We start from the raw sequence: 26,118 nt of genomic DNA, 5'->3' as shown, positions 1-26,118 counted from the left end.
ATGGCCGCCGAACTCACTCGTCGAGCCCGCATCGGGTTCGCCCTCGCGCTGGGTGGGTTCGCCGCCGCCCTGGCGGGCGCGCTGGTCTTTCTCCCCCTCGGGCTGGAATGGCCGGCGGCCGTCGTCGTCGCCGGCGCGGTCTACGTCATCCTGCTGTTCGAGACGGTGCTGGACGACGCGACCTTCGGCGGGGAGTGACTCACTCGTAGTGGTCGCGCTCGACCCGCTCCTCGAACAGCCGGGAGAGTAGTTTCGTCATCGGCCCGGTCCCGATCTCGATACCGTCGACGCTTGCTATCGGCCGGATCTCCCACGTCGTGTTCGTCAGGAAGGCCTCGTCTGCGTCCCGGACGTCGCCGATCTCGTAACGGCCGGGTTCGACGGGAAACTCCTCCTCGCGAGCCAGCTCGATCACCGCGTCCCGGGTCACGCCGGGGAGGATGTCACAGTCCTCGCTGGGCGTCTTGAGGACGCCGCCGTCGACGAAGAACACGTTGCTCGTCGCCCCCTCCGCGACGGCGTCGTCGGTCGTCCGGAGCAGGGCCTCGTCGGCACGGAAGGCGTCGGTCTCGGCCCGGCGGAGTTCGAGTCGGGCGCGGATGCCGTTCAGGTAGTTGTGGGTCTTGGCTGCCGCCGGACTCGCCGCGTCGGGCGTCCGCCGGGTCTTGACCGTCTGGACCACCGCCGGGTCGTCCCACGGCGTCGTCCCCTCGACACCCCCGCGAGGCAACTCTTTCACGAGCACGACGACCGTCGGGTCCACGTCGGGATCGGGCGTCAGTTTTCCGGGCTGGATTCCTCTGGAGACCGAGAGCCGGACGTACGCGTCGTCGAGGTCGTTCGCGTCGAGGGTCGCCTGCACGCGCTCGCGGAGGTCGTCGGGGACGGCCTCGGGAAAGCCCAGCAGGTCGCAGGTGTTGCGCAGGCGCGTCTCGTGGGCGTCCCACGCGAAGACCGTGCCGCCGTAGGCGCGCAGGGTCTCGAAGGCCGCGTCGCCGTACATGAATCCGCGGTCGCGGACGCTGATCGTCGCGTCTGCGGCCGGAACGATCTCGCCGTCTACGTGGTACTGGTAGCTGTCTTGCATCGGTCACAGAAGGCCGCGATCAGTCGTTTGTCGGCGTCGGTCAGGATGCTCTCGGGGTGGAACTGCACGCCGTAGTGGGGTCGGTCACGGTGGCGCACACCCATGACGACCCGCGGTTCCGTCCCGTCGTCGACGGTCCAGGCGGTCTCGTCCAGCACGTCGGGCAGGTCGGCGCGCTCGACGGCCAGGGAGTGGTAGCGACCCACCTCGAAGCGCTCGGGGAGGTCGGCGAACAGGCCCCGGCCGTCGTGTTCGACCGTCGAGGGCTTCCCGTGGACGACCGCCTCGGCGTGCCCGACCGGTGCGCCGTTGGCCGCACACAGCGCCTGGTGGCCGAGACAGACGCCCAGCGTCGGGAAATCGAGGTCCGCGAAGATCGGCACCGACACGCCCGCGTCCGCCGGCGTGCCGGGCCCGGGCGAGACGACGATACCGTCCGGGTCGAGGTCACGGATTTCGGACACCGTGATCGCGTCGTTCCGGCGGACGAGTACCTCGCCGGCTCCCGACTCGGCCACGACGCCCCACGACGGATCGGTCACCACCCCGCCCACGTACTGCACGAGGTTGTAGGCGAACGAATCGTAGTTGTCGACGACGAGGACTGAAATCATCGCGTCTCACCTCCTTCGGATCGGTTCTCCGACGAGGTCCCGTTCGCCCTGCTCGCGGGACCCGCGTCGGTCGCGGCCTCGACGGCCAGGTCGCCCTGCCGGCCCAGCGCCTCGTCGACCGCCGTCACCAGCGCCCGCGCCTTGTCGAGCGTCTCCTCGTATTCCCGTTCGGGCTCGGAATCGTGGACGATCCCGGCCCCGACACGGAGGTGGTACTCGTCGTCGTGGCGCACCAGCGTCCGGATGACGATGTTCAGCGTCGCCCGGCTGTCGAACCCGAAGATCCCGACGCTCCCGGTGTAGGGGCCCCGACGCGTGGCTTCGACTCCGTCGATGATCTCCATCGTCCGCGGCTTCGGTGCGCCGGTGATCGTCCCGCCGGGGAACACCGCCGCGATGGCGTCCACCAAGTCCGCGCCGTCACGCAGGCGGCCCCGAACCTCCGAGACGAGGTGCATCACTTCGCTGTACCGGTCGACGCGCCGGTAGTCCGTCACCGCGACGCTGCCGAACTCGCTGACTTTCCCGAGGTCGTTGCGCTCTAGATCGACCAGCATGGCGTGTTCGGCCCGTTCCTTCTCGTCGGTCCGGAGGTCCCGCTCCAGGCGCTCGTCTTCGGCCGCGGTCTCGCCCCGGGGACGCGTGCCGGCGATGGGTTCGGTCACGAGTCGGTCGCCCGTCCGCTCCAGCAGGAGTTCGGGACTGGCGCTCACGAGGTCGACGCCGGGGAACTCCACCAGCGCGGAGTACGGCGCGGGGTTGACCCGGCGGAGCGCGTCGAAGGCGTCGACCGGGTGGACCGCCGCCGGGGCCGTCAGCCGCTGAGAGACGTTCGCCTGGAACGTGTCTCCGTCACGCACGGACTCCTTGACCCGGCGAACCCGGTCGGCGAAGTCCGCCCGGCCGCAGTCACTCTCGAATCTGGCGGTCGCGGCCTCGGTCGGCGGCGGGCCGACCGACGGGTCACCAGTCGTCGCCTGCTCGACCAGTTCCTTCGCCCGCGCCAGCCCGTGGTCGTAGGCCGCCGCGACCGGTCGCCCCTGCTCGCCGTCGGGGTCAACCCGCGGGCAGGCCGTCACCCGGAGCGTCGTCTCGCCGTCCCCGTCACGGGGTTCCTCCCACGCGGCGAGGCGGTCGTAGAGGGCCACCTGTACCCGCGGGAGGTCCCGATCACGGTCGGCGTCGTTCGGCAGTTCCTCCAGTTCCCGGGCGAGATCGTAGGAGAGCCAGCCGACCGCGCCACAGGGGTAGGGCACGTCGCAGTCGCCGCGGGTCAGCGACTCCGCCGCGAGGCGGTCGCCCAGCGCCGACAGCGCCGGTCCAGCGTCGGGATCGACGGTCACCCAGTCGACGGGATCGACGCCGAAGTAGCCCCACCCGGACTGACCGCCCGTGGTTTCGAGGTAGACGCCGTCGGGGGCGTCGTCGGTTCCCTCGCCCGCCGGACGGGCACGCCGGTAAGCCGTGAACGGGTCGTCGACCGTGACCCTGACTTCCACGGGCACGCGCGTGCCGGGCGAAACGCCGTCGGCGACGCTCCGGAAGGTGGTCCCGTCGGTCACGACCGTCGGCGTCGTCATCTACCGAAAGAGAACAGATACAGGAGTAACCGTTTTGCGGTTCTACTCGTCTTCGCCGCGTGCGCGGGCGATCCAGCGACCCACGCGTTTCTCCGAGAGGTCGGTCTGCGCCGCGATGTCGGCGGCCTCGGCCGCCGCGAGGTCACCGACCGTCTCGATGCCGACGTCGCCCAGCGTCTCCGCGTAGGAGGGTCCGATGCCCTTGATCGTGTCCGTCGCCGCGTCCGCGTTCTCGACCGCGATCTCGGGGTCCGCGTCGTCGGACGACCCGGATTCGGCTTCGGGTTCGTCGGCGTCCTCGGTGTCGGGCGACGCGTCGGTCTCGGCATCGCCGGCCTCGACCTCGGCGTCCGAGTCTTCGGTTTCGGTCTCGGATTCGGTCCCGGTATCACTCTCGTCGGCCGGACTCGATGCGGCGTCGGCGGTCGTTTCGTCGCCGGTTCCCTTCACTGCGTCCTCGGACGTGGTGTCCGGTTCGGGTTCGTGTTCGACTGTCACGTCGACGTCTTCTCGCCCGGGCTCGGCTGTTCCGGACGTCGAGCGAGACCCGGAACTGCCGAGTCCGATGACCGACTTCAGTATCTTGAACAGCCCCATGGTCCGATATAGTCAACCCGCCTACTTAAAGACGCTCCCGCAAGACGCGGTTCATTTTTTCGACGGGTGCGTCCCGCTCGGTCCACTGCTCGAAGGCCTCGACCCCCTGGTACAGCAACATCCACGCGCCGTCGACCGTCGTCGCGCCCGCCCCGGCCGCGTCCCGCAGCAGCTGCGTCTCGATGGGGTCGTAGACGGCGTCTAACACCCCCAGATCGGCGTGCAGGGCATCGGTCGGAACCGGCGAGCGGTCCGCTTTCATCCCGACGCTGGTGCAGTTGACCAGCACGTCGGCGTCGGCGACGAGTTCGTCGAGCGCGTCGAGGCCGTGCCCCGTCGCGTCCGGCACCTCGTCGGCCAGGTCGTGGGCCTTCGATTCGGTGCGGTTCGCGATGTGGACGCGCATCCCCTCGTCGGCGAGGCCGAACGCGACCGCCCGGCCCGCGCCGCCCGCGCCGACGACGACCGCGGTTCCGTCGAGTGCCACGTCGTGGTCCCGGAGTGCGCGAGTCGCACCGACGGCGTCGGTGTTGTAGCCCGTCGGCGGGTCGGTGCCGAAATCGACGGTGTTGACCGCGCCGATGCGCTCGGCCAGGGGCGCGGGCTCGACGGCGTCCAGCACGTCCTGCTTGAACGGGATGGTGACGTTCAGGCCGCGAACGCCCAGCGTCGCGGCCGACTCGACCGCTGCCGCACCGCCGTCAGCGGGCGGTTCGAAGGTGACGTAGCGGGCGTCGATACCCAGGTCCTCGTAGGCCGCCTCGTGCATCGGCGGCGACAGCGAGTGTCCCACCGGGTTCCCGATCAGTCCGTACACGTCCATACCGGTGGCCAGTCGCGGGGTCGGCATAATCGCACCGCTCCCCGGTCGGGACTCGCCCGGCGCGGCCGGACGCGACCGTGGTGAATTGGCAAAGTTTTCGTTCCGGTGCCGTCTCCGCTGGTGTAGTGAGTCGACTACGCCATCCGCTCGTCGCGGTCGCCGTCGCGGCAGCCCTCACGGCACCGTGGGTCGCGGTCTTTCTCACCGGGGCGCATCCGGGAATCGTCGCGGAGGTCGCCATCAGCGGCGTGGCGATCCTCGGCGCGTCGTTCCTGCTCGCGTGGGGGGCCGAGACCGCCGAGAAGGACGTGCCACGGGCGTTCGCTATCGCCGTGCTGGCAGTGCTGGCAGTCGCCCCCGAGTACGCCGTCGACGCGCTGTACGCCTGGAGCGCCGGGGCCGGTGGCGCGACCGCCGAGGCCTGTGCGGCGCTGAGTCCCGGGCAGATCGAGGCGCAGGCGACGCCGGTCGCGGAGGCCTGCCACAACGCCAACCTCGCCATCGCCAACATGACCGGTGCGAACCGCATCCTCATCGGCATCGGCTGGGCAGGGATCGCCGCGTTCACCGTCTGGCGGTCGTTCGAAACGCGGGACCCGGCGGTCGTGAACCGCGAGGGGTGGCTCGGCGACGCCGTCCAGCTCGACGAGGACATCGCCACCGAAATCACGTTCCTCTTTCTGGCCACCGCGTGGGCGTTCGCGGTCCCGCTGGGCGGTGGCATCGACCTCCTCGACACGCTCTTGCTGGTCGGTCTCTACGTCGCCTACATCGGGCTGGTCCTCAAATCCGACGTGGAGCAGAGCGAGCACACCGTCGGCGTGCCGAAGTACCTCCAGGGGTGGTCGCTCCCGTGGCGACCGCTGGCCGTCCTCTCGCTCTTTGGCTACTCCGGGGCGATGATCTTCATCGCGGTCGAGCCGTTCGCCCACGGCCTCGAAGTCATCGGGGTCCGGAACGGCGTCCCCGAGTTCTTCATGATCCAGTGGGTCGCGCCGCTGGCCAGCGAGTCGCCCGAGTTGATCGTCGTCGCCGTCCTCGTCAACAAGGCCCGTTCGACGGCCGGGTTCAACGCCCTGATCTCCTCGAAGCTCAACCAGTGGACGCTGTTGATCGGAACCATCGCCGTCGTCTACTCGCTGGCGCTCGGTGCCGTCGGGACGCTCCCGTTCGACGCCCGCCAGTCCGCCGAGATCTGGATCACCGCCGGCCAGTCGTTCTTCGCGCTGGCGATCCTCTGTAACTTCGAGATTTCGATCCGTGAAGCCGTCGTCCTGTTTGCCCTGTTCATCTCGCAGGTGTTGATCGAGTTCGCCCTTATCAAGAGCCTGATCGAGTTGCCGATCACGAGCCACGACCTGTTACTGGTGTACACGGCCGTCTATCTGGTGCTGGGAACGGCACTGTTCGTCAAGCGCCGGGACTCGCTGCGCCGCCTGTTCGGACTCGCCGGTGATGCGGTCCGGACCGCCGTCGGTCGCGAGCCCGTCTACATGGAGCGGGTGGACTGATGCTCGGCATCGTCGTCTCCCGCGCGGACCGGGCCTCCGAACACGTCGGCGATCGCCTGCGTGACCTGGTGGACTGGTCCCCGGTCGACGCGCCGGACCACCCCGACGCCGCGGGGCCTGTCTACCGGACAGACGGGGCACAGCTCCGCGAATTCGACGCGTGGCACCTCCACCTGAACGACGCCGCCGACGCCTTCCCGGCGGAGCTGGACCTGCTGGTGTTTGCCTCCCGGCACAGCGGCGAGACTGGCCCACTCCTCACGGCCCACCACACGGGAAACTTCGGCCCGGCCGAACACGGCGGCGAGGACGACGCACTCGCACGGGCCTGCCCGAACGCCCACAGCCGTGTCCTCGACGCCCTCGCCACCCACGCGCCCGAGGACTACGAGGTCGGCATGGAGTGTACCCATCACGGGCCAACCGACGTGGGCGTGCCCTCGATGTTCGTCGAGGTCGGGAGCGGTGACCCCCAGTGGGACGACCCAGCGGCCGCCGAGGCGGTCGCGCGGGCGATCCTCGACCTCCGTGGCGTCGCGCCCGACGCCGACCTGGAACCGGCGAGCGCCGAGGTCGCGGGGACGGGAGCAGACACCGTCCGCCGCCATCTCGTCGGGTTCGGCGGTGGCCACTACGCGCCGCGGTTCGAGCGTATCGTCCGGGAGACCGACTGGGCGGTCGGCCACCTCGCCGCCGACTGGGGGCTGGATGCGATGGGTGATCCCGCCGCGAACCGCGATCTTCTGGACGCGGCCTTCACGGAGAGCGCGGCGACTCACGCGGTCGTCGACGGCGACCACCCCGACCTCCGCGACGAGATCGCGGCCCTGGGCTACCGCGTCGTCGGCGAGACGTGGCTGCGCGCGGTCACGGGCGTCCCGCTCGCACTCGCGGCCCGACTGGAAGACACACTCGTCCCGGTCGAAGACGGTCTGCGGTTCGGTGAGCCAGCGTCCGAGTCCAGCCCGGACGCCGAGTTCGAGACGGTCTCACTGCCCGAGGACCTGCTCGACAGAGCCCAGGGGATCGACCAGAAGCGCACGCGGGACCTCCTCGCGGCCCACGCCCTGGCCTTCGAGACAGAGGAGAACGGGAACCGGGTCGCGGGCCGCGCGGCCGTCGCTTCCCGTGGAGATTACACGACGGTTATCGACGGTATCGTCGACCTACTCCGGACGGCCTACGATGCGGTCGAGCGGCGCGAGGACGCCGTGATCGCCCGAGAAGAGACCTTCGACCCGGGGAAAGCGAAGACGCTGGGAGTACCCGAAGGCCCCAAGTTCGGTCGACTGTCCGCGGGCGAACCTGTCGAGGTCGACGGGACGACGATTCCACCCGACCGGGTCCGGTCCGAACGGGAAGATCGCTTCTCCCTGTAGTTTAATTCACCTCTCAAAAAACTGAATGCAACGTGTGACGCATGGCTGACAGGAGGGGAAAGATAATTAATCCTGCTCTGCAATTTCCCCTTTAAATATGGACTCCATTATCGACGACGCCATGGAGGAAAGCGAGGAGGAGTCGGCACAGGCACCCGAGGAGACCGAGACTGGCGGGACGACGGCGACCGAGGACGTCTCCACGTCCGGGCAGATGAGCGACGAGGAACTGGCCAGCGTCGTCAAGGATCTCGAAACGAAAATCACCGTGGTCGGCTGTGGCGGTGCGGGCGGAAACACGGTCACCCGGATGATGGACGAAGGGATCCACGGCGCGAAACTCGTCGCCGCGAACACGGACGCCCAACACCTCGCCGACGAGGTGAAAGCCGACACCAAAATTCTGATCGGCAAGAAACGTACCGGCGGCCGCGGCGCGGGGTCGGTCCCCAAGATCGGCGAGGAAGCGGCCCAGGAGAACATCGAGGACATCCAGCAGTCCATCGACGGTTCCGACATGGTGTTCGTGACGGCGGGTCTCGGCGGCGGGACGGGGACTGGTGCGGCCCCGGTCGTCGCCCAGGCCGCACAGGAGGCCGGTGCGCTGACCATCGCCATCGTGACGATTCCCTTCACGGCGGAGGGTGAGCGCCGGCGGGCAAACGCCGACGCCGGTCTCGAACGTCTGCGCGCCGTCTCCGACACCGTGATCGTCGTCCCGAACGACCGCCTGCTCGACTACGCGCCCTCGATGCCCCTGCAGGACGCGTTCAAGATCTGTGACCGCGTGCTGATGCGCTCGGTCAAGGGCATGACCGAACTGATTACCAAGCCCGGCCTCGTCAACGTCGACTTCGCCGACGTTCGGACGATCATGGAGAACGGCGGCGTCGCCATGATCGGCCTCGGGGAGTCCGATTCCGAGAACAAGGCCCAGGATTCCATCAGATCGGCGCTCCGCTCGCCTCTTCTGGACGTGGAGTTCGACGGCGCGAACAGCGCCCTCGTGAACGTCGTGGGTGGCCCCGACATGTCCATCGAAGAGGCCGAGGGTGTCGTCGAGGAGATCTACGACCGGATCGACCCCGACGCCCGGATCATCTGGGGCGCGTCGGTCAACCAGGAGTTCGAGGGCAAGATGGAGACCATGATCGTCGTCACTGGCGTCGAGAGTCCACAGATCTACGGCAAAAACGAGACCGAGGTCGAACAGGCCGCCGAGAACCTCGGCGACGACATCGACTACGTGGAGTAGTCCGGTTCTCGCGGTCTCTTTCGACTCGTTGTGTTTCCGTTTCCGCTTCGCACCAATAGATAGAAAAAGGGGCAGGGGCTACACCCGAGTATGCAAGTACCGTACGACCTCACCTCCTACGTTCGGGTGCTGAAACTCGCGAGTACCCCGTCGTGGGAAGAGTTCTCCCAGATCGCCAAGATCGCAGGGGCCGGGATCGGCCTGGTCGGGCTGATGGGATTCGTCATCTTCCTGTTGATGAGTTTCATCACGAACCCTCCAGTCTAACATGGGCATCTTCGCTGTCAAAACCACGGCCAGCCAGGAACGCACCGTCGCGGACATGATCATGAACCGCGAGGAGCCGTCGATCCACGCCGCCCTCGCGCCCGACAGCCTCACCAGCTACGTGATGGTCGAGGCCGACGACGACGCCGTCTTCGAGCGCATCTCCGACGAGATCCCGCACATGCGCGGGGTCGTCCAGGGGAAAAGTTCTATCGCCGAAGTCGAACACTTCCTCTCGCCGAAACCCGACGTGGAGGGAATCGCCGAGGGCGACATCGTCGAACTCATCGCCGGCCCGTTCAAGGGCGAGAAGGCCCAGGTCCAGCGGATCGACGAGTCCAAAGATCAGGTCACCGTCGAACTGTACGAGGCGACGGTGCCGATTCCGGTCACCGTGCGGGGCGACCAGATCCGGGTGCTGGATTCAGAAGAGCGGTAGTACTGCGACGAGCGACGCGAGTCGCAGCTTTTTCACCCACGTTTTTGCACGAGCGGTGACGAACGGAGTGAGTCACCCGAGTGGAAAAAGGTGGCAGTGTCACCGTCGAACTGTACGAGGCGACGGTGCCGATTCCGGTCACCGTGCGGGGCGACCAGATCCGGGTGCTGGATTCAGAAGAGCGGTAGTACTGCGACGAGCGACGCGAGTCGCAGCTTTTTCACCCACGTTTTTGCACGAGCGGTGACGAACGGAGTGAGTCACCCGAGTGGAAAAAGGTGGCAGTGTCACCGTCGAACTGTACGAGGCGACGGTGCCGATTCCGGTCACCGTGCGGGGCGACCAGATCCGGGTGCTGGATTCAGAAGAGCGGTAGCACTGCGACGAGCGACGCGAGTCGCAGCTTTTCTCCACCGACCCCTGAGAGTCACGACTACCAGCTATCCGGGACAGCGGTGGGACAGTGCCACCGACCGCAGGGTTTGCCGCCGCCCGAATGTATATCATGATAATTTATTATTGATGGGGCCCTAGCGGTGGGCGTGTCCGGGACGGTCGGGTCGGTCCGTGGTCGGATCGGCGCTGCGGTGGTGCCGATCGGGCTCTTCGTCGCGACGGGGACCGTCGGTATCGCTGGGTTCGTCGTGCTCGCCGATGTCTCGCCAGTCGACGCGGCCTTCTGGCTCCTGGACCCGACCAGCATCGAACTCCACTTCCAGCGCCACTCCGGACCAGAGCGGGCAACGAAGGGGTTCGCGCTGGTCGTGTTCTCGGGGCTGATCGCGTCGGGGCTGTGGATCGGCGAGTCGGTCCTGGACACGGTTTTCGGCGGACAGTTTCGGGAGGAACTACGACGCGTGCAAACGGAACAGACTATCGAGCGCCTCTCCGACCACGTCGTGATCTGTGGCTACGGGATGTTCGGCCGGACGGTCGCACAGCGACTCAGGCGGCGCGGCGAGGACGTGGTCGTCGTCGAATCGGACTCGACGGTGGCCGAGGCGGCCAGCGACGAACCGCTCGTCATCGAGGGCGACGCGCGCCGCGAGGAGGTGCTGGAACGCGCCGGCGTCTCCCGCGCTCGCGCCGTGGTGGCGGCCATCGACGACTCGAACGTGACCATCCAGATCGCCATCGTGACGAGCCAGCTCGCACCCGACGCCGCCCTCGTCGTCCGGGTCGGCGACGAGACCTACGAGTCGGTCGCGCGGCGTGCCGGTGCGGACACGGTGGTGATTCCGGAGGTCGTCAGCGGGACCGAGGTGGTCGACGGGCTGTGAGGTCAGCCCTCGCGCCCGAACAGCGCGAACGGGACCGCGTGGATACCGCCGGAGGTCACGAGGAACGCGCCGACGCTGGCGAGGAACGGCGAGAGCCCGAGTCCGTCCGTCCCTGCCAGGAAGAGTCCGGCGAACGCGGCGGTCGCGACGGCACAGGCGACCAGCACCCACGCGACGGCCTTCCGGGTCCGGTCGTAGGCCGGCCAGTTGTCGTTGTAGACGGACGGGACGCCGACGGCCAGGGTCATCAACAGGAGGAAATCGCCACTGCTGGCTTCGAACACTGTGTGAAAGCCGTAGACCGTCGGGACGGCCACGAGGATGGCGGCGTAGATGGCGACGTTGCGCTGGGCGGTCGCGCGGTCCCAGAGCGACGTTCGCGTGTCGTCGGAGTGGGAGGGCATAGTCGACGCGTGGACGGCGACGCGGATAAAAGCGGGGCGGCGTTTCCGAGCCGGAAAACGGCCGGCCGAGGGGGACTGTCAGGCCCTGGGGCCGTTGCCTTCGAGGCGGTCGATGACCTCGTTGATGTCCGCGGTCTCTTCGATGGCTTCCTTGACCTTCTCGCGTCGGCGCACCTCGTCGCTGGTGGCGTCGTAGGCGCGGACGTACTCGGCGCGACTATGTTCGTCGAAGGCGTGACGGATGGCGAAGTAGCCGTCCGGCAGGACCGTTCCACAGACCTGACACTCGATGCGGTCGTGTTCTGTCGCCTGGTGGATGATGAGGTCCTCGACGCGCTCGAACCGCTCCGTGTCGCCCTCGATCGCGCACTCCCAATGTGGCATCGACCTGATGCAGTCGGCCAACGGATAAAAACGTTCGCCAGCCTCGACCGCGTGAAACCAGAATCCATATGCACCGACCGTCGAAACCCTCGAACGAGTATGGCCGGTAGGGCGACCGACGACGGGTTCCGGGTCGACATGCACGTGAAGCTCCTCGACGACGAGGTGGTCCGCCGGGCGAAGGCACGCGGACTGGACGCGCTCGTGTACGCACCCCACTTCGAGCGCCTGCCGGACATCGAAGCGCGGGCCCGGGAGTACTCCGACGACGAGTTGCTCGTCATCCCGGCCCGCGAGCTGTTCACCGGCGACTGGCGGTCCCGCCGCCACGTCCTCGCTATCGGCCTCACCGATCCGGTACCGGACTTTCTTACCCTCGACGGCACGATGGCGGAACTCCGCCGCCAGAACGCCGCCGTCGTCGTGCCCCATCCGGAGTTCCTGACGGTGAGTCTCGATCTCGACCAGATCCGGGAGTACCGCGACCAGATCGACGCCGTCGAGGTCTACAACCCGAAACATCTTGACCGGGACAACCGTCGCGCCCGCGAGATCGCCCGCGAGGTCGACCTGCCGGCCTTCGCGTCGTCGTACGCTCACCTTCCGAAGACCGTCGGCGAGGTCTGGACGACCTTCGAGGAGCCAATCGAGAGTCCCGCGGACCTCGTGACGATGCTACAGGCGGGCGCGCCGCGTCGGATCTTCCACCGCGACGGGCTCTCGCACGCTCTGCGGTGCAAAGCCGAGTTCGCGCACCTGCTCTGGGAGAACACGTACAAGAAGTTCGACCGGATCTACCTGCAGGGGACCGAGCCGACCCACCCGGGCCACATCGCGTACCGCGACGAGTTCGACGACGTGCGCCTCTACTGAGTCACACTCCCAGCGCCGTCGTCCCGTGGTCGATCAGTTCCTGGGGGACGTACGCGGGCGCGTACAAGACCAGCAGGCCGATGATGAGCAACTCGGCCCCCGTGATGAGCAGCGTCGCCAGGTTGGCGTACTTGCTGGAGGTCGAGACACCCACGGGCAGATTGAACTCCTTATCCCAGGGATAGAACAGCGCGAGTCCGCGCTTGCTCCCGGCCAGGTCCAGCATGTAGTGGGTCAACACGCCCAGCCAGACGAACTGGAGGTTGTCGAAGACGAACGGGTAGGCCAGGAAGACCCCCAGCACGAGGAAGTTGTGGAGCGTCTTCCGGTGGCGGCCGAAGGCGGTGTCGACGTCGGGGAAGAGCGCGCCCAGCGTGACCGGGATCGTCACTTCGGCGATGGTGCGGAACGTCGAGAAGTCACCGGCCGGTTCGAGGATGTACCCCAGGCCGATGCCCAGGAGTACGGCGTTCAGGACGTGGCCCTCCTTGTTCATCCGTCCGATGGCAGGTCCGGCCCCCTCAAAGGCTTTCCCGTCCCCTCACACCCGGTCGGTGACGTGACTGTTCAGGTCCGACAGCGCCCGTCGTGCGACCCGCTCGCGGACCGCCGCGCGGTCGCCGTCGATCCCGTAGCGCTCGACACTGGCCGTCGAGGTCCCACTCCCCCACTCGCCCGCGTAGGCGACGGCGACGAAGGCGGTACCGACGGGTTTCTCGGGCGTGCCACCCTCCGGCCCGGCGACGCCGGCGGTCGCGAGCCCCCAGGTCGTGCCCGCGGTATCGCGGACGGCCCGGGCGAGGTCGCGGGTGACCGGTCCGCTGACGACGCCGTGTTCGTCGAGCAGTTCGCGGTCGAGCGCCAGCAACTCCCGCAGGGAGTCGTACGAGTAGGGCACCAGCGCCCGGTCGAGGTAGTCGCTCGCGCCCGGCGTGGCCGTCAACAGCGTCGCCACGAGCCCGCCGGTACAGCCTTCCGCGACGGCCACGGTCTGGTCGGCCTCGCGGAGTCGGTCGCCGACGGTCTCCTCGATGGGCGGGTCGGAGGCGAACTCGTGCATGGCGGGAGTGACGGCCGCGCCCACAAAGAACTCCGCGGTCACCCGGTCAGGTCACGCGTGTCGAGGTGGAGGTTGTCCCCGTCGCCGACGGCCGCGATGTACAGCTCCATTATCAGTGATAAAGCAATTTTCCGAGGGATAACATCACGATCTGACAGGTGGCGGGCGCAGTTGGAAAGACACAGGTTTCGGGACTCCGAAGTGGCGGTATGGACTACGAGCGGCCGCAATTTTTCCGTGTCATGCAGTACGCGGACGCCGCGGCGGGGGACGTCATCGACATGGTGAGCGGGAACCCGGACTGGGAGCCGCCGGGGGCGCTCCGCGAGGGGTTGGTGGAGTACGCGGACGGCGATCCCGAACAGTTCCAGTATCCCGCCAGCGAGGGCCTGCTGGAATTGCGCGAGGAGATCGCCGCCCGCCGGAACGTCGACCGCGAACAGGTGCTGGTCACGAACGGCGCGGGCGAGGCCAACCACCTCGCGATGGCCGAGGGGCTGACCCGCGACGCTGGCGACGAGGTGATCCTGACCGATCCGGTCTACCCCTACTACGCCGGGCGGACGAACCTGCTCGGCGGGCGGGCACGCTACGTCGCCGTCGACGACGACGGCCGGCTCGACCCCGACGCCGTCCGGGACGCCGCGAGCGACGACACTGCGTTGATCGTCGTCAACAGCCCGAACAACCCGACGGGCGCGGTCTACCCCGAGGCGACGATCCGCGAACTCGTCGACGTCGCCGAGACCTACGACGCCCTGCTGGTCAGCGACGAGGTGTACGACCACTTCGACTACGGCGACGCGTTCACCAGCGCACTCGCTGTCGACTCCGACCGTCGCGTGGTCACCAACGCCTTCTCGAAATCGCTGGCGATCACGGGCTTTCGGGTGGGCTACGCCATCGTCCCGGACTGGCTCGTCGACCGGTTCCGGACCCGGCACATGCTGACCAACGTGACGAGCAGTCGGCCGGCCCAGTACGCGGTCTGGCGGGCGCTCAGGGAGACGCCGCCGGACTACTTCGCGGAGAATCGCGCGATGCTCCGCTCGCGGGTCGAGGTGTTCACCGACGCCCTCGACGCCGCCGGTGCGGAGTACACCACGCCTGAGGGGGGTTTCTACGTCATGGCGCGGTTCCCTGGATTCTCCGGAACCATGGAGAACGTCGAGCGACTGATCGACGAGGCGGGCGTCGCGGGGATGCCCGGTGCGGCCTTCGGGGAGTCGCGTGCCGACTGGTTCCGGTTCGCCCTCGTGACGCCCCGCGCCGAGGAAGCCGCCCAGCGTCTGGCGGAGTACTTCTCGGACGAGTAGCGCCGTCGGCTACGCGGCGACGCGCTCCCGGTGGATCTCCTCGGTCTCGCCGTCCTCGGTCAGAGTCACGACCACCTCGTCGCTCTCCTCGTGGATGCCCACGACGACGTAGTTCGCCGCTCCAGCCGGCTCGATGGCATTTTCCGCGCCGGAGCGCGTCGACTCGGCCCGTAGCGACCCGTCGCTCTCGAAGTCGGCCACCACGACTCGTGCGGTCATCCCCCACGGACTGTCGTCGTTCTCGGGGGGCTGGACGCGAACCGCCTCGACGATGCGCCTGGCACCGGTTCGTTCCCGGTAGACCGGCCGCGTCTCGCCGTCGACGGTCGCGGTCACGATGACTTCGTCGCCTGCCGGGTCGAGTTCGACTGAGAGCGACCCCGCCTCGGCCGGTGACTCGACGGTGGCCTCGTCGCCGGCTGTCGCCGACGCGACCGTCACGGGACCGTTCGCGGCCGACTCGGCGAACTGGACCTCGGCGCTGCTGCCGTCGTCGGCGACCGTCACCTCGTCGACCACCCTGGGGTGGAGCGCCGGCGGGTCGGATCCCGAGTCGGTTTCGGCGCCCTGCCAGAGGATGCGCCACTCCCCGTCGGCGGTGACGACGAGCGACTGGAACGCCGTCGCGCCGCCGCCAACCGTCCGCGCCCCGACGATCACCGCGTCCCGCCCGTCGAGCAGCCCCGCCAGTTCCCCCTCCTCGAAGAAGATGCCGGTTCCGGTGATCGAGCGGGCGTCCTCGACCGTGGCGTCTCGCGTCTGGATCTCCGTTCTGACGCCCTCGACGCCCTCGGCCGCAGCGTCGAGTTCGAACTCCTGCCCGCTCTCGGCGTTGTCCGGGTGCATCGGGTGGGCCGGGTGCAGGAGCGCGATGACTCCCTCCCGGTCGCCCTCGGCGGCCCTCGTGACGAACGCTTCGACGACGCTCTCGGGACTGTCGTCGGACTCGGGGCCCGTCCCGGTCCCATCGTCCGTCGATGTCTCGGTCCCGGTCGTCTCCTCGCCACTCTCGTCACCCTGGGTACAGCCCGCGAGGGCGGCGGCCCCGGTGGCCCCCAGCGCTGTCACGAATCGTCGTCGGTTCATGCCCGATCGTACTCCTTGCGGTCAAATAAGGGCGAACGCGCACTTGCTGGCTCGGAAACAGCGGCCAGCCGGAATCCGGGGGTTCATACCCGAGGACGCCCCCACTGTCTCTCAATGAGCGACCGTGAGGGGACCGGCCCGGCGTCCGCGCCCGCCGACGACGGTGGAGCGGGAGACGACGCCGACGACGCGGATTGGCGGCCCTACTTCGGCTACGACGAGCCCTACGCGAACCAGCCCGACGCCGTCGAGGCGGCCATCGAGGTGGGCCGGAAGAACGGCTACCTCGCGATGGAAGGCCCCTGCGGGACGGGCAAGACCATGGCGGCGCTGACCGCCGCGACGACGCTCGTCCGCGAGGACGACTACGAGTCCGTCGTGGTCGTCACGCCGGTCAAACAGCAACTCGATCAGTTCGTCGAGGACCTTCGTGTCGTCAACTCGGGACTGGAGGATCCCCTCGACGGCATCGCCCTCGTGGGCAAACGCGACCTCTGTCCGTACGGTCGCGAGGACCTGTTCCCGCGGGACGAGAGCGTCCACGACCGCTGTGAAGACCTCCGGGAAGACACCGCCCACCTCGTCGAGGCCGACGGCGGGACCGACACGCACAGCGGGGCCGCGACCGACGCCGCCGTCGGCGGCGACGCGGACGAAGAAGACCAGTGGTGGGACCCGAAACGCGGGGCCGATCTCGCCGAGGCCGCCCGCCGCGACCCCGAGCAGTTCAACACGATGGCCGACGACCGCCTGGAGACGGCCGGCGTCGAATCGCCGTACCGCCGCGAACAGCCCCGTGCGCCCGAGGAGATGGTCGACGGCGACGACCCGCCGCTGTACTGTCCCTTCGAGGCCGACTGGTACGCCCGCAACAAGGGCTCGCCCGTCGACTTCACCGACGGCGAGGACAACGTTCTCACTTCCGAGGAGTTCCTGCCCGAGTCCGTCGCTCACGGCACCTGCCCGCATCGCGCGATGGGCGTGCTGCTGGGCGAGGCCGACGTGGTGATCGGCAACTACAACCATCTGTTCGACCCCGACTCGCGCCCCCTCCTGTCCTCGATTCTCGACGAGAGTACGTTCGTCATCGTCGACGAGGCCCACAGGTTAGAGGGTCGCGTCCGTGACCTGCTCTCGGATCGCGTGGGGCGGCACAGCCTGGTGCGGGCGCGCAACGACTGCGCCCAGTTGCTGCAGCTGGCCAACCAGAGCCGCGACCACGAACGCGAGGTGACCGACCGGCTGGCCAGCCACGACGTGCCCCGCGAGGCCGTCGCCACGGCCCGGGAGTTCTACGACGACGTGGTGGGCTGGCTCGACGACCGCGTGACCGCCCACCTCGATTCGGAGTTCGGCCGTGGCTGGGAGCAGGATCTCCGCTCGCTCCCCGAGGAGGACATGGAAGTCCCGCTCCGGGAGCCCGAGACCGAGGAGGTCGACGACCTCACCGAGTGGGCCGAACGGGAGGGGTACGGTGGCGACCTGTGGCGTTCGCTGGCCGCGGTCGGGACCGCCGTCGAGACGACGCTGGACGAACTCGGCGAGTCCCGGCAGTGCGTCGCGGCCGCCGTGGGGGCGGTGATGGGCAACTGGTACGAGCGCGACCACGCCACCGCGTTCCGCGAGATCGAACTGGAACACTCCCCGTCGGAGACGGGCGCGACCGCCGCCCCCTGGCAGGCGGTCTACACCGCCGGCCTCCTGCTGTACGACTGCATGCCCGCACAGGCGCTCAGGACGATCTTCGACGAACTCGGCGGCGGCGTCCTCATGAGCGCGACGCTGGAACCGCTGGACGTGTTCACCCGCGTCTCCGGACTCGACGCCATCGAGGCCACCGGGACGGGCGGGCTGGCGGCCTCCGAGGACGACCCCGGCCGACCGGTCGAGACGCGATCCTACGGGCTCACCTTCCCCGAGGAGAACCGGGCGAGCTGGCTCGTCGACGCGACGGCCTACACCGCCCGGAACCGCGGCGATCCGGTCCGGGACCACGGCAACCGCACCCGCGACGAGTACGAGCAGGTCCTCCGGACCGTGGCCCGCAGTCCCGGCAACGTGATGATCGCCATGCCGAACTACCGGGAGGCCGCCTGGGCTGGCAGTTACCTCCGGGACATGGTCGAGAAGGAGGTCCTCGTCGACGAGAGTTCGAGCAACGAGGCCACTGACGACCTGAAGCGGCAGTTCTTCCGCGGTCCGGGAAAGGTGCTGGTCACCAGCACGCGGGGCACGCTCACGGAGGGTGTCGACTACGACGGGGACAAACTCCACGCCGCCGCCGTCGTCGGCGTCCCGCTGGTCAACATCGGCTCGCCGCGAGTCCGCGCGGTCCAGGCCGCCTACGGCCGCGCGTTCGGCGATGACGTGGCCTTCGAGTACGCGCTGACCGTCCCTGCGGTCCGGCGCGCGCGCCAGGCCATCGGCCGCGTCATCCGGGGGGCCGACGAAGTGGGCGTCCGGATGCTGGTCGGCGAGCGCTACACCGAGGACGCCGTCCACTCCGTCCACGAGTACCTCTCGCCCGCCGAGCGCCGCGAATTCGTCCGGATGACGCCCGATTTCCTCGGCCCGCAGTTCGACTCGTTCTGGAGCGACCACGATCGGCCGGAGTGAACCCCCGACTTCGTTTCAGAAAGCATATGTGGCGTGATTCCCCGCTTTCAGTCGGATGCCTGAGTGTCAGAACTGCGGTTCTTTCGTGACTGAGGCGTACGTCCGGGTGTTCGCACCCGAGACTCTCGACGCACCGCGTGTCTGTCCCAACTGCGAGGACAAGATCAGGGACGGCAACGACGTCCGCGAGGCCCGTTCCTCGCGGTCCTGACCCCCTTTTCGCTTTTCGTCGCCCGTCGGCACCCGCCAGCCGCCACGCCGGACCGACGGGTACACAAGTCCCCCGACGAACCAGTAGGTATGGATCTCGAGGTCGAGGCCGTCGAGGAGATCGACGAGACGGCCGTCCCGACAGGCGTCGACGCGGCCGACTACGTCCTCTACGGCGGGAAAGGCGGCGTCGGCAAGACGACGATGGCGGCCGCCACCGCCCTCGCGAGCGCCCGCGACGGCACCGCCACGCTGGTCGTCTCGACCGACCCTGCTCACTCGCTCTCTGATACTCTGGAGACGGACATTCCGGCCGACCCAGAGCGCATCCGCGAGGACATCCCCCTCTACGCCGCCGAGATCGACCCCGAGGAGGCCGTCGGCGACGGCCCCTTCGATTCCGAGGGCGGCCTCGGCGGGATGGGCGGGCTCGGGCAACTGCTCGGCGGCGGCGGGCCAATGGGCGGCATGGGCGGACAGGGCGAGCAGTCAGGCGCTGGCCCGGCCGGCGGTGCTGGACCGGACGCTGGGGACGACGACGCCACGGCCGCCGACCCCCTCGCCGGCCCGATGCCCGGGATGGACGAGGCGGCGGCGATGCGACTCCTGCTAGAGTACATGGACGACGAGCGGTTCGACCGGGTGATCGTCGACACCGCACCGACGGGCCACACCCTCAGACTGCTCGAACTGCCGGAACTGCTCGACTCGATGATGGGCCGCCTGCTGAAACTGCGCCAGCGGCTCAGCGGTCTGTTTGACTCCATGCCCTTCGGCGGCGGTGACGACGAGCAGGGCGCTGACATGGAGGACCTGGAGGTGCTACGTGAGCGCATCGAGCGGCTCCGGTCCGTTCTGCGCGATCCGGCGAAGACGGACTTCCGGATCGTGATGGTGCCAGAGGGACTGAGCGTGATGGAGTCCCAGCGGTTGCTGGATCGGCTGGAGTCGTTCGGGGTGCCCGTCGAGACCGTCGTCGTCAACCGCGTCATGCAGGACCTGACCGACGTGGCGGACGTGGAGGGCGACTGGTTCGTTTCGCCGGATCTAGAGGACTGCGAGTTCTGCCAGCGCCGGTGGCAGGTCCAGCAGAAAGCGCTCAAGGAGGCCCAGGATCTGTTCCGGGGTCACGACGTGAAACGCGTCCCATTGTTCGCCGACGAGGTGCGCGGGGAGAACCTGTTGCGGGTCGTCGCGGCCTGTCTCGACTAGTCGACCAGCCGTGAGACGCCGACGCCCATCCCGATGATGAGCAGGCCGATCAGGCCGTTCAGCACGAGGCCGACCCGACGGCCGCTGACGAAGTTCTGGACTCCCAGCCCGACGAACACCATCCCCACGAGTACGTGCAGTGCCAGCACCGCCTTCTGCAGGTCGAAGTCCATGCCTGTCCTTGCCCCCGACGGATGAAAAGTCGCCCGAAACCCGGTCGGTCGCCCTCCTACTCGTCGTCGGCCACGACCAGCACGTGCAGATCGTTGACGTTCGTCCCAGTCGGCCCCGTCCGGAGCAGGGCGTCCCGCTCGTCGAGGTACGCCGCCGCGTCGTTGTCCGCGAGCGCCTGGCCGGCGGCCCCGTCGCCGTCGACCGTCTCGGCGTCGACCAGCGCACCCGCCGCGGCGCTCGCGCCGTCCCGGCCGTCGGTGTCGACCGCAGCGAGGACGGCATCCTCGGGGAGCGAGGGGGCCACACTCAGCGCGAACTCGCAGTTTGGGCCGCCGCGACCGTCGCCGTCGACCGTGACCGTCGTCTCCCCGCCGGAAAGGACGACTGCGGGCGGTGAGACCGGGTCACCGCACTCGCGGATCTCCCGTGCCACCGCCGCGTGGGTCTTGGCGACCTCGCGGGCCTCACCCTCGATGCCCGCCGCGAGCACCAGCGGCGTCACGTCCGCGTCGGCCACGCCCCGCGCCGCCTCGATGGCCGTCCGCCCGTTCGCCAGCACGTGGACCCGGACGCTCTCGAAGACCGGATCGTCGGCGCCCGGGGTCTCTTCGAGTTCGCCGGCAACGCCCCGGTCGATCCGCTCGCGGACGGCCTCGGGCGCGTCGACGCCGTACTCGTCGAGGACGCTCCCGGCGTCGGCGAACGCCGTCGGGTCCGGGACGGTCGGGCCGCTCGCGATCACGGCCGGGTCGTCGCCGACCACGTCCGAGAACAGGAGTGTGTGGACCGTCGCGGGGGCGGCCGCCCGCGCGAGGCGGCCGCCCTTGATCGCCGAGCAGTGCTTCCGGACGGCGTTAACCCCCTCGATCGGCGCGCCCGCTTCCAGCAACGCCTCGGTCACGCTCTGCAGATCGGCCAGGTCGAGGTCGCCGGCCGGAGCGGGCAACAGCGCGCTCCCGCCGCCGGTCAGCACCGCCAGGACGAGCATGTCTTCGTCGGCGTCGTCGGCGGCCTCCCGGACCGCTCGCGCGCCTTCGACGCCGCGCTCGCTCGGGACCGGGTGGTCGCCCTCCCGGACCGTGACCCGCTCGGTCCCAGTCGGGTCGTTGGTGACCACCACGCCGCCGTCGAGGCGGTCGCCGAGGACCGTCTCCAAGGCGGCCGCGACGTGGGCCGCCGCCTTCCCGCCGCCGAGGACGACGACCTCCTCGAAGCCGCCGAGGTCGATCACCGCGTCGGCGATCCGCAACTGGTCGCCCTCGACCGTCAGCGCGTCGCGGACGACACGCTCCGGGCGGGCGGCGTCGATCCCGGCCTCGACGCATGACAGCGCGAGATCGTGGGCCGGCGTCCGGGCCAGCTCGTCGCGGTCGTCGATCATGCCAGTTTCTTGACCAGTCGGTACGCCCCGTCGCGCAGGCGGTCCGGGACGAACCGCAGGAACGAGGAGTACTTCGCGAGCTGGCCGACCGGGTAGCGCGGGTCGGGGTCGGGCGAACAGGCCGCCTCCAGAATCGTCTCGGCCACGTCCGTCGGCGGGACCGACAGCGCGCTGGTGCCGCCGAAGGTCTGGCCCTCCTCGTAGAACGCGTAGATCGAGTCGTAGGCTCCCGAGCGCTCCGTGCCGTTCTCCAGTTCCTCGTCGGCGCGCTCGTCGAAGTTGGTGTCGACGGGGCCGGGTTCGATCAACACGGCGTCGACGCCGTAATCGTCGACCTCGCCGCGGAGTGCGTCGGTCAGCCCCTCGAGGGCGAACTTCGAGCCGTTGTAGACGCCCATCCCCGGCGTGGCGACCCGGCCCGCGACCGAGGAGACGTTGACGATGGTCCCCTCGCCCTGCTCGCGCATGTGGGGCAGGGCCTCGCGGATCAGCCGGTGTGGGCCGTAGACGTTCACGTCGAACTGGTCGTGGACGCGGTCGGTCGGCACGTCCTCCAGCGGCCCGAACTGCGCGTAGCCCGCGTTGTTGACGAGACAGTCCAGCCGTCCCACGTCCTCGATGACGCGCTCGACGGCGGCCTCGACGTGTTCGGGCTCGGTCACGTCGAGTTCCTGTGTCACACAGCCCGCCTCGGCCAGGCCTTCGATGTCGTCCGTATCACGCGCCGTGGCGTAGACCGTCCACCCCTCCGCCTCGAACGTCTCAGCCGTCGCGCGGCCGATGCCGGACGACGCCCCCGTGATCAGCACCGTCTTGTCTTCCATACCGGTCGCCTCGCCCGGGTCGCTGTTAAATTGCAAGTATTTCGCCCGGCCGCTCTCTCCCGCCGACGCGGGAATGGGCAGGCTATTGGGGTCGGCGCACCTGCAACCGACAGAATGTACCTCGCAGACGAGACGTGGCCCGACCTGGGCGCGTACTTCGACGAGGAGTCGCTGGCCATCGTCCCGCTGGGCTCGACCGAACAGCATGGCCCGCACCTCCCCGAAGGGACCGACCACATGATCGCCGAGGCGCTGGCCCACGAGGCCGCAGAGCGAACCGGCTACCTCTGTACCCCGACGATCAACGTCGGTGTCTCGCCCCACCACCGCCAGTTCCACGGCACGATGTGGGTCGACGCTCCAGTCTTCCGGGACTACGTCGAGAGCTTCTCCCGGAACCTCACCTACCACGGCATCGACCGCATCGTCTACGTCAACGCCCACGGCGGCAACGTCGAACACCTCCAGGAGGTCGGTCGCCGCCTCCACGAGACCGAGACCGCCTACGCCATCGAGTGGATGTGGGACGAATCCATTCCCGACCTCGTCGACGACCTCTTTACGCAAAACGGCCCCCACGGCGGGCCCAAGGAGACGGCGATGATCATGCACATCGCCCGGGACCTGGTCCACGATGACCGTCTCGAAGACGCCCGCGACGGCGGCCTCGTCGACATGGAGGACGGCGACTACCGCATCCACGGCGCACGCACCTTCTACGACGCCGCGGACAACACCGACAACGGCGTGCTGGGCGACCAGACCGACGCCACGCCCGAGAAGGGAACGGAACTGTTCGAGGCCGCGAGCGACCAGCTCGTCAAGCTCTGTGACTGGCTCGACGACCAGCCCTTCGAGGACCTGATGCCCGAACCGCACGTCCACGAACGGGAGCGGTGAGCCACGTCGCGCCCTCGGTTCGCCCTCAGTCCCCGAGTTCGGACTTCAAATCGTCGGCGTACTTGTCGGCCAGCCGCGTCGGCTCGGGAAGTTTGTAGCCCGCCGAACAGGAAAGTACCAGATCCGCGGCCGTCGCGGCCCCGACGCGGTGACCGGGGCTGACGATCAGGGGGTTGACGTAGCGGTTCGGCGAGTCGTACTGCCGGGACTGGACGGCGTAGCCGACGACCGTCCCGTCGGGCGCGGTCACGTCCCCGTCGGCTTCGATGTCGACCCGTTCGCCCTCGGCCAGTCCGTCCGTCGACGCGACGGGGCGGCCACAGAGCAGGTTCTTCGCGACGCCGATGCTCGGGAGATCGAGGGTCACGCCGACGTGTGTCGCCAGCCCCGCCTCCCGGAAGTGGATGCGACCGCTCCCGTCGAAGAATGCGAGGTCGGGCTCGACCGTGAGTTCTCGAAAGCCAGCGAGGATCGCGCCGCCCTCCCGGAAGGAGAGCAGGCCGGGGATGTACGGGATCTCCGTCTGCGCGACGGCGTGGGTCCGTTCGATCACCACGCCGTCCTGCAACGCGACCAGTGCCGACACGGCGCGGTCGTCGTCGAGGAAGGCCTGGTCGACGCCGACGACGACGGGAGCGTCGCCGTCGGTGGTCCCGTCACTCGTCGCGTCGAGTGCCTGCTGGCCGGTCTCGCGGTCGGCACGGACCCGGCCAGGATCGAAGTCGAAGTCGTCCTCGAAAATCGCCTGCGCGGCGATCTCGCGCTGGAGCGCTTCCATCTCCTCGCGGTCGAGACTGGCGTCCGGAACGAAGTCGGGATGGACGGGGTCCATCGTTCAGAAGGGACCGCGACCGCCGGGACCGCCGGGGCCGCGACCCATTCCGCCGCCACCGAGCTGGAGTTGCCCGGGGGCGCTGAGCTTGTCTTTGACCCGCTGGCCGTAGAGCAGCCCGATCACGAGGCCGACGGCGTGGGCGACGTGGGCGATGCCGCCGCCGACTCCGCCGACGATCCCGAGCGCGCTCAGCCCGGCGTAGCCGATGGTGATCACCCAGATGGGAACGGGCAACAGGAAGTAGAGATACACCTTGAGGTTCGGGTTCAGCACGGTCAGCACACCCATGATCGCGAGCGCCGCGCCGCTGGCGCCGAGCGCACCCGCCGGATTGCCCTGGTAGGCTTGGATGGCGATCTGGCCCAGTCCGGCCAGGACGCCGCTCCCGATGAACAGTAGCGCGAAATCACGGGACCCGACGTACCGCTCGACGATCCGGCCGAAAAAGAAGATCACGATGCTGTTCCCGCCGATGTGGAAGAGGTTCAACGGCGCGTGGGAGAAGATCGAGGTGACCCAGGTCCAGACGTACTCCGGGTTCGCCGGTGAGATGACGAACAGGGCCCTGAAGGCCTCTCTGCCGAGCGTGAAGAGGACGACGTGTTCGATGAGGAAGACGGCCCAGATGATCCCGAGGAACAGGTAGGTCACGTTCCCCCTGAAATAGCCCATGAGGCCGCCGGGGCCGGTGTTGATCCCGAGCCGGGACGCGATGCCTTTGCTCTCGTTTTTGGAACTTCCCCACCCGCCACCGCCGCTGCTGCCGTCGACGGTGTCGTCGAAACCGCTATCGAAGACGCCGTCCGGGTCGTTCCAGTTTTCCAGCCCCGGACAACTGTGATTTTCGGGGAGGCGATGGTCACCGCAGTAGGTCCCCCCGCAGTGGCGACACTGATACGGCATGTTTTCCTCTTTCCCACACGCGTCGCACTTCGCCATTGTGCCGGGGTAGGGCACGCCCCCGGAAAGGTCTTCCCCACCGCCCCGACGGCCGTGCACGGCCGCTCCGGCCCGGAGCGTCCGAGAACGTTTTGTCGGTCGCGGCCCCAGACGCGACCGTGCAGGAGTTCCAGCGCAAACAACTCCTCGAACGGATCGAGCGCGAGGGCGCGACGGTGGGCGCGGACATCCCGGACGAGATCGAGGTGCAGGGCGAGTCAATCGACCTCAGCACCTTCGTCTTCGAGATCAAGCGCCGTGACACGGTTCCGAAGGGCGAACGCGAGCGGGTCGAGCAGGCCAAGAAGAACCTCCGTCGGGAGCGCATCCAGCGCAAACAGCGCATCGAGGAGGACGACATCACCTTCGAGGAAGGCGAGGCGATCGCCCGGGCGATCATCGGCATCGACCGCGCGCTGAACGCGCTGGAGAATCTCGGGCCGACCGACCTCGAACAGGAGGCCGAACTGCAGGCGGCCCAGGACAAGAAGCGCTGGACGAAGTTCCTCAAGAAGGCGCTGGGCCACGAGGACGACAGCAGCGGCATCGGCACCGGCCGTGGGCGTTGATGCTGGTTCTCGAAAACAGTTACTCGGCCACCGTCTCTGCGTGCCGGTATGGACGTTCGAGAACTGACGGCCGAATCCGAGCGCGAGGCGGCGGTTCCGATACTTCGTCACCTCTGGCGTGACGAGTCGCCCGAGGACGTGCTGGCCTGGACCGGCGAGGACGAGTACCGGTTGTTCGGTGGCTTCCTCGGCGACGACCTGATTGCGGTCGCGGGCGTCCTCGAACGGCGACACCTCCACCACGAACGGCGCGCGTGGCTCTACGGTCTCGTCGTCGACGAACCCCATCGGGGAGCGGGACACGGCCGGTCGATGGTCGAGTTCGTCGAGGAGTGGGCGGAGAAACAGGGTTGTGTGTCTATCTCGCTCGCCAGCCCGCTGGACAAAGAGGGTGTCCACGAGTTCTACAGGACCCTGGACTACGACGAGTGGGGGTACGTGATCGAGAAGGGGCTCTGAGAACCCCGTCGCGTCCGGACATTCATACCCCGGGCCGCCCAATC

Annotated in this window: 30 protein-coding genes and 1 pseudogene; 16 read left to right on the top strand and 15 right to left on the bottom strand. The window is 68.5% G+C overall.

The genetic code is table 11. The features are described from left to right. Complete coding sequence (locus MU521_RS02635) at positions 1–198, top strand: hypothetical protein (protein ID WP_092689364.1); 198 nt, start codon at positions 1–3, stop codon at positions 196–198. Position 199: 1 nt separating this feature from the next. Here the strand turns inward: MU521_RS02635 and MU521_RS02630 are convergent, their stop codons facing one another. The 5 genes from MU521_RS02630 to aroE are packed head-to-tail and all read right to left on the bottom strand — an operon-like array spanning position 200 to position 4,701. After that, on the bottom strand, positions 200–1,087 hold the full coding sequence (locus tag MU521_RS02630) for an aminotransferase class IV (protein WP_092689361.1): 888 nt from the start codon (positions 1,085–1,087) through the stop codon (positions 200–202). Next, the gene (locus MU521_RS02625) at positions 1,060–1,701 is read right to left on the bottom strand and encodes an anthranilate synthase component II (RefSeq protein WP_175452790.1); all 642 of its coding nucleotides are present in this window, start codon (positions 1,699–1,701) and stop codon (positions 1,060–1,062) included. The genes MU521_RS02630 and MU521_RS02625 overlap by 28 nt, the downstream gene beginning before the upstream one ends. Further along, positions 1,698–3,281, bottom strand: coding sequence for an aminodeoxychorismate synthase, component I (pabB, locus tag MU521_RS02620; protein ID WP_092689359.1), 1,584 nt, complete (start codon positions 3,279–3,281; stop codon positions 1,698–1,700). Before pabB ends, MU521_RS02625 begins: the two co-directional genes overlap by 4 nt. Positions 3,282–3,323: 42 nt before the next feature. Next, entirely contained in the window at positions 3,324–3,878 is a 555-nt protein-coding gene (locus MU521_RS02615; protein ID WP_092689357.1) for a helix-hairpin-helix domain-containing protein, read from the bottom strand. A gap of 25 nt (positions 3,879–3,903) precedes the next feature. Beyond that, positions 3,904–4,701 carry a shikimate dehydrogenase gene (gene aroE, locus MU521_RS02610; RefSeq protein WP_092689354.1) on the bottom strand — a complete coding sequence of 266 codons (798 nt, stop codon included), beginning with the start codon at positions 4,699–4,701 and terminating at the stop codon, positions 3,904–3,906. A 125-nt stretch (positions 4,702–4,826) separates the two neighbouring features. On the opposite strand from aroE, the gene MU521_RS02605 reads away from it, so the two are divergent. From MU521_RS02605 to MU521_RS21590, 7 genes and pseudogenes are all read left to right on the top strand, one after another. Continuing rightward, positions 4,827–6,212, top strand: a complete 1,386-nt coding sequence (locus MU521_RS02605; RefSeq protein WP_092689351.1) for a sodium/calcium exchanger protein — start codon at positions 4,827–4,829, stop codon at positions 6,210–6,212. Continuing rightward, positions 6,212–7,591 carry a D-aminoacyl-tRNA deacylase gene (locus MU521_RS02600; RefSeq protein ID WP_092689349.1) on the top strand — a complete coding sequence of 460 codons (1,380 nt, stop codon included), beginning with the start codon at positions 6,212–6,214 and terminating at the stop codon, positions 7,589–7,591. The genes MU521_RS02605 and MU521_RS02600 overlap by 1 nt, the downstream gene beginning before the upstream one ends. A gap of 97 nt (positions 7,592–7,688) precedes the next feature. Next, positions 7,689–8,846, top strand: coding sequence for a cell division protein FtsZ (ftsZ, locus tag MU521_RS02595; protein WP_092689346.1), 1,158 nt, complete (start codon positions 7,689–7,691; stop codon positions 8,844–8,846). Between the two features lie 90 nt (positions 8,847–8,936). Further along, positions 8,937–9,113 (top strand): protein translocase SEC61 complex subunit gamma, encoded by a 177-nt coding sequence (locus MU521_RS02590; RefSeq protein WP_092689343.1) that lies wholly within the window; start codon positions 8,937–8,939, stop codon positions 9,111–9,113. A gap of 1 nt (position 9,114) precedes the next feature. Then, positions 9,115–9,552, top strand: coding sequence for a transcription elongation factor Spt5 (locus MU521_RS02585; protein ID WP_092689341.1), 438 nt, complete (start codon positions 9,115–9,117; stop codon positions 9,550–9,552). A gap of 92 nt (positions 9,553–9,644) precedes the next feature. Then, positions 9,645–9,740: pseudogene (locus MU521_RS02580) on the top strand (transcription elongation factor Spt5); the annotation flags it as partial. Between the two features lie 354 nt (positions 9,741–10,094). Next, complete coding sequence (locus MU521_RS21590; RefSeq protein ID WP_245681225.1) at positions 10,095–10,832, top strand: potassium channel family protein; 738 nt, start codon at positions 10,095–10,097, stop codon at positions 10,830–10,832. Positions 10,833–10,834: 2 nt separating this feature from the next. Here MU521_RS21590 and MU521_RS02565 read toward each other — a convergent pair whose 3' ends face one another. Further along, positions 10,835–11,236 (bottom strand): hypothetical protein, encoded by a 402-nt coding sequence (locus tag MU521_RS02565; protein ID WP_092695003.1) that lies wholly within the window; start codon positions 11,234–11,236, stop codon positions 10,835–10,837. 78 nt (positions 11,237–11,314) lie between these two features. After that, complete coding sequence (locus MU521_RS02560; protein ID WP_092695001.1) at positions 11,315–11,620, bottom strand: DUF7565 family protein; 306 nt, start codon at positions 11,618–11,620, stop codon at positions 11,315–11,317. A gap of 99 nt (positions 11,621–11,719) precedes the next feature. Between MU521_RS02560 and MU521_RS02555 the strand changes: the two genes are divergently transcribed. After that, entirely contained in the window at positions 11,720–12,493 is a 774-nt protein-coding gene (locus tag MU521_RS02555; RefSeq protein WP_245681224.1) for a PHP-associated domain-containing protein, read from the top strand. A 1-nt stretch (position 12,494) separates the two neighbouring features. Here MU521_RS02555 and MU521_RS02550 read toward each other — a convergent pair whose 3' ends face one another. Both MU521_RS02550 and MU521_RS02545 read right to left on the bottom strand, forming a co-directional pair. Beyond that, positions 12,495–12,989 (bottom strand): metal-dependent hydrolase, encoded by a 495-nt coding sequence (locus MU521_RS02550; protein WP_092694999.1) that lies wholly within the window; start codon positions 12,987–12,989, stop codon positions 12,495–12,497. A 45-nt stretch (positions 12,990–13,034) separates the two neighbouring features. After that, positions 13,035–13,553 carry a CinA family protein gene (locus tag MU521_RS02545; RefSeq protein ID WP_092694996.1) on the bottom strand — a complete coding sequence of 173 codons (519 nt, stop codon included), beginning with the start codon at positions 13,551–13,553 and terminating at the stop codon, positions 13,035–13,037. Between the two features lie 209 nt (positions 13,554–13,762). Between MU521_RS02545 and MU521_RS02540 the strand changes: the two genes are divergently transcribed. Beyond that, complete coding sequence (locus tag MU521_RS02540; RefSeq protein ID WP_092694994.1) at positions 13,763–14,869, top strand: pyridoxal phosphate-dependent aminotransferase; 1,107 nt, start codon at positions 13,763–13,765, stop codon at positions 14,867–14,869. A 9-nt stretch (positions 14,870–14,878) separates the two neighbouring features. On the opposite strand, the gene MU521_RS02535 is transcribed toward MU521_RS02540, so the two are convergent. Next, the gene (locus tag MU521_RS02535) at positions 14,879–15,955 is read right to left on the bottom strand and encodes a hypothetical protein (RefSeq protein ID WP_092694992.1); all 1,077 of its coding nucleotides are present in this window, start codon (positions 15,953–15,955) and stop codon (positions 14,879–14,881) included. 114 nt (positions 15,956–16,069) lie between these two features. On the opposite strand from MU521_RS02535, the gene MU521_RS02530 reads away from it, so the two are divergent. The 3 genes from MU521_RS02530 to MU521_RS02525 all read left to right on the top strand — a co-directional run bounded on the left by MU521_RS02530 (position 16,070) and on the right by MU521_RS02525 (position 19,993). Beyond that, positions 16,070–18,571, top strand: coding sequence for an ATP-dependent DNA helicase (locus tag MU521_RS02530; protein WP_092694990.1), 2,502 nt, complete (start codon positions 16,070–16,072; stop codon positions 18,569–18,571). Positions 18,572–18,626: 55 nt separating this feature from the next. Continuing rightward, positions 18,627–18,782, top strand: coding sequence for a DUF7563 family protein (locus MU521_RS21375; protein WP_175452932.1), 156 nt, complete (start codon positions 18,627–18,629; stop codon positions 18,780–18,782). 89 nt (positions 18,783–18,871) lie between these two features. After that, positions 18,872–19,993 carry an ArsA family ATPase gene (locus MU521_RS02525; RefSeq protein ID WP_092694988.1) on the top strand — a complete coding sequence of 374 codons (1,122 nt, stop codon included), beginning with the start codon at positions 18,872–18,874 and terminating at the stop codon, positions 19,991–19,993. On the opposite strand, the gene MU521_RS02520 is transcribed toward MU521_RS02525, so the two are convergent. From MU521_RS02520 to MU521_RS02510, 3 genes are read right to left on the bottom strand one after another with little or no spacing between them, the layout of a single operon-like run. Then, on the bottom strand, positions 19,990–20,166 hold the full coding sequence (locus MU521_RS02520) for a hypothetical protein (RefSeq protein ID WP_175452931.1): 177 nt from the start codon (positions 20,164–20,166) through the stop codon (positions 19,990–19,992). The genes MU521_RS02525 and MU521_RS02520 overlap by 4 nt on opposite strands. Before the next feature lie 56 nt (positions 20,167–20,222). Next, positions 20,223–21,548 (bottom strand): glycerate kinase type-2 family protein, encoded by a 1,326-nt coding sequence (locus tag MU521_RS02515; RefSeq protein WP_092694986.1) that lies wholly within the window; start codon positions 21,546–21,548, stop codon positions 20,223–20,225. Beyond that, a complete protein-coding gene (locus tag MU521_RS02510; protein ID WP_092694984.1) occupies positions 21,545–22,372 on the bottom strand; it encodes an SDR family oxidoreductase in 828 nt (275 codons plus the stop codon). The genes MU521_RS02515 and MU521_RS02510 overlap by 4 nt, the downstream gene beginning before the upstream one ends. Positions 22,373–22,486: 114 nt before the next feature. Here MU521_RS02510 and MU521_RS02505 point away from each other — a divergent pair, with 114 nt between their 5' ends. Beyond that, complete coding sequence (locus tag MU521_RS02505; RefSeq protein WP_092694982.1) at positions 22,487–23,272, top strand: creatininase family protein; 786 nt, start codon at positions 22,487–22,489, stop codon at positions 23,270–23,272. 25 nt (positions 23,273–23,297) lie between these two features. Here the strand turns inward: MU521_RS02505 and MU521_RS02500 are convergent, their stop codons facing one another. Further along, positions 23,298–24,104, bottom strand: a complete 807-nt coding sequence (locus MU521_RS02500; RefSeq protein WP_092694980.1) for an endonuclease V — start codon at positions 24,102–24,104, stop codon at positions 23,298–23,300. Positions 24,105–24,107: 3 nt separating this feature from the next. Further along, positions 24,108–25,046 (bottom strand): rhomboid family intramembrane serine protease, encoded by a 939-nt coding sequence (locus MU521_RS02495; protein WP_092694978.1) that lies wholly within the window; start codon positions 25,044–25,046, stop codon positions 24,108–24,110. 119 nt (positions 25,047–25,165) lie between these two features. On the opposite strand from MU521_RS02495, the gene MU521_RS02490 reads away from it, so the two are divergent. Both MU521_RS02490 and MU521_RS02485 read left to right on the top strand, forming a co-directional pair. Next, on the top strand, positions 25,166–25,615 hold the full coding sequence (locus MU521_RS02490) for a DUF5788 family protein (RefSeq protein WP_092694976.1): 450 nt from the start codon (positions 25,166–25,168) through the stop codon (positions 25,613–25,615). A gap of 48 nt (positions 25,616–25,663) precedes the next feature. Then, positions 25,664–26,074 carry a GNAT family N-acetyltransferase gene (locus MU521_RS02485; protein ID WP_092694974.1) on the top strand — a complete coding sequence of 137 codons (411 nt, stop codon included), beginning with the start codon at positions 25,664–25,666 and terminating at the stop codon, positions 26,072–26,074. Positions 26,075–26,118 lie beyond the last annotated feature (44 nt).

The organism is Halorientalis regularis, from assembly GCF_023698535.1.
In the GTDB taxonomy this organism is placed as follows: domain Archaea; phylum Halobacteriota; class Halobacteria; order Halobacteriales; family Haloarculaceae; genus Halorientalis; species Halorientalis regularis.
This window is presented reverse-complemented; position numbering and strand designations above follow the sequence as displayed.

Bases quoted from the DNA above. Each gene is read 5' to 3' on its own strand.
- MU521_RS02635 (WP_092689364.1), top strand. From the start codon at position 1: ATGGCCGCCGAACTCACTCGTCGAGCCCGCATCGGGTTCGCCCTCGCG.
- MU521_RS02630 (WP_092689361.1), bottom strand. From the start codon at position 1,087: ATGCAAGACAGCTACCAGTACCACGTAGACGGCGAGATCGTTCCGGCC.
- MU521_RS02625 (WP_175452790.1), bottom strand. From the start codon at position 1,701: ATGATTTCAGTCCTCGTCGTCGACAACTACGATTCGTTCGCCTACAAC.
- pabB (WP_092689359.1), bottom strand. From the start codon at position 3,281: ATGACGACGCCGACGGTCGTGACCGACGGGACCACCTTCCGGAGCGTC.
- MU521_RS02615 (WP_092689357.1), bottom strand. From the start codon at position 3,878: ATGGGGCTGTTCAAGATACTGAAGTCGGTCATCGGACTCGGCAGTTCC.
- aroE (WP_092689354.1), bottom strand. From the start codon at position 4,701: ATGGACGTGTACGGACTGATCGGGAACCCGGTGGGACACTCGCTGTCG.
- MU521_RS02600 (WP_092689349.1), top strand. From the start codon at position 6,212: ATGCTCGGCATCGTCGTCTCCCGCGCGGACCGGGCCTCCGAACACGTC.
- ftsZ (WP_092689346.1), top strand. From the start codon at position 7,689: ATGGACTCCATTATCGACGACGCCATGGAGGAAAGCGAGGAGGAGTCG.
- MU521_RS02590 (WP_092689343.1), top strand. From the start codon at position 8,937: ATGCAAGTACCGTACGACCTCACCTCCTACGTTCGGGTGCTGAAACTC.
- MU521_RS02585 (WP_092689341.1), top strand. From the start codon at position 9,115: ATGGGCATCTTCGCTGTCAAAACCACGGCCAGCCAGGAACGCACCGTC.
- MU521_RS02565 (WP_092695003.1), bottom strand. From the start codon at position 11,236: ATGCCCTCCCACTCCGACGACACGCGAACGTCGCTCTGGGACCGCGCG.
- MU521_RS02560 (WP_092695001.1), bottom strand. From the start codon at position 11,620: ATGCCACATTGGGAGTGCGCGATCGAGGGCGACACGGAGCGGTTCGAG.
- MU521_RS02555 (WP_245681224.1), top strand. From the start codon at position 11,720: ATGGCCGGTAGGGCGACCGACGACGGGTTCCGGGTCGACATGCACGTG.
- MU521_RS02550 (WP_092694999.1), bottom strand. From the start codon at position 12,989: ATGAACAAGGAGGGCCACGTCCTGAACGCCGTACTCCTGGGCATCGGC.
- MU521_RS02545 (WP_092694996.1), bottom strand. From the start codon at position 13,553: ATGCACGAGTTCGCCTCCGACCCGCCCATCGAGGAGACCGTCGGCGAC.
- MU521_RS02540 (WP_092694994.1), top strand. From the start codon at position 13,763: ATGGACTACGAGCGGCCGCAATTTTTCCGTGTCATGCAGTACGCGGAC.
- MU521_RS02535 (WP_092694992.1), bottom strand. From the start codon at position 15,955: ATGAACCGACGACGATTCGTGACAGCGCTGGGGGCCACCGGGGCCGCC.
- MU521_RS02530 (WP_092694990.1), top strand. From the start codon at position 16,070: ATGAGCGACCGTGAGGGGACCGGCCCGGCGTCCGCGCCCGCCGACGAC.
- MU521_RS21375 (WP_175452932.1), top strand. From the start codon at position 18,627: ATGCCTGAGTGTCAGAACTGCGGTTCTTTCGTGACTGAGGCGTACGTC.
- MU521_RS02525 (WP_092694988.1), top strand. From the start codon at position 18,872: ATGGATCTCGAGGTCGAGGCCGTCGAGGAGATCGACGAGACGGCCGTC.
- MU521_RS02520 (WP_175452931.1), bottom strand. From the start codon at position 20,166: ATGGACTTCGACCTGCAGAAGGCGGTGCTGGCACTGCACGTACTCGTG.
- MU521_RS02515 (WP_092694986.1), bottom strand. From the start codon at position 21,548: ATGATCGACGACCGCGACGAGCTGGCCCGGACGCCGGCCCACGATCTC.
- MU521_RS02510 (WP_092694984.1), bottom strand. From the start codon at position 22,372: ATGGAAGACAAGACGGTGCTGATCACGGGGGCGTCGTCCGGCATCGGC.
- MU521_RS02505 (WP_092694982.1), top strand. From the start codon at position 22,487: ATGTACCTCGCAGACGAGACGTGGCCCGACCTGGGCGCGTACTTCGAC.
- MU521_RS02500 (WP_092694980.1), bottom strand. From the start codon at position 24,104: ATGGACCCCGTCCATCCCGACTTCGTTCCGGACGCCAGTCTCGACCGC.
- MU521_RS02495 (WP_092694978.1), bottom strand. From the start codon at position 25,046: ATGGCGAAGTGCGACGCGTGTGGGAAAGAGGAAAACATGCCGTATCAG.
- MU521_RS02485 (WP_092694974.1), top strand. From the start codon at position 25,664: ATGGACGTTCGAGAACTGACGGCCGAATCCGAGCGCGAGGCGGCGGTT.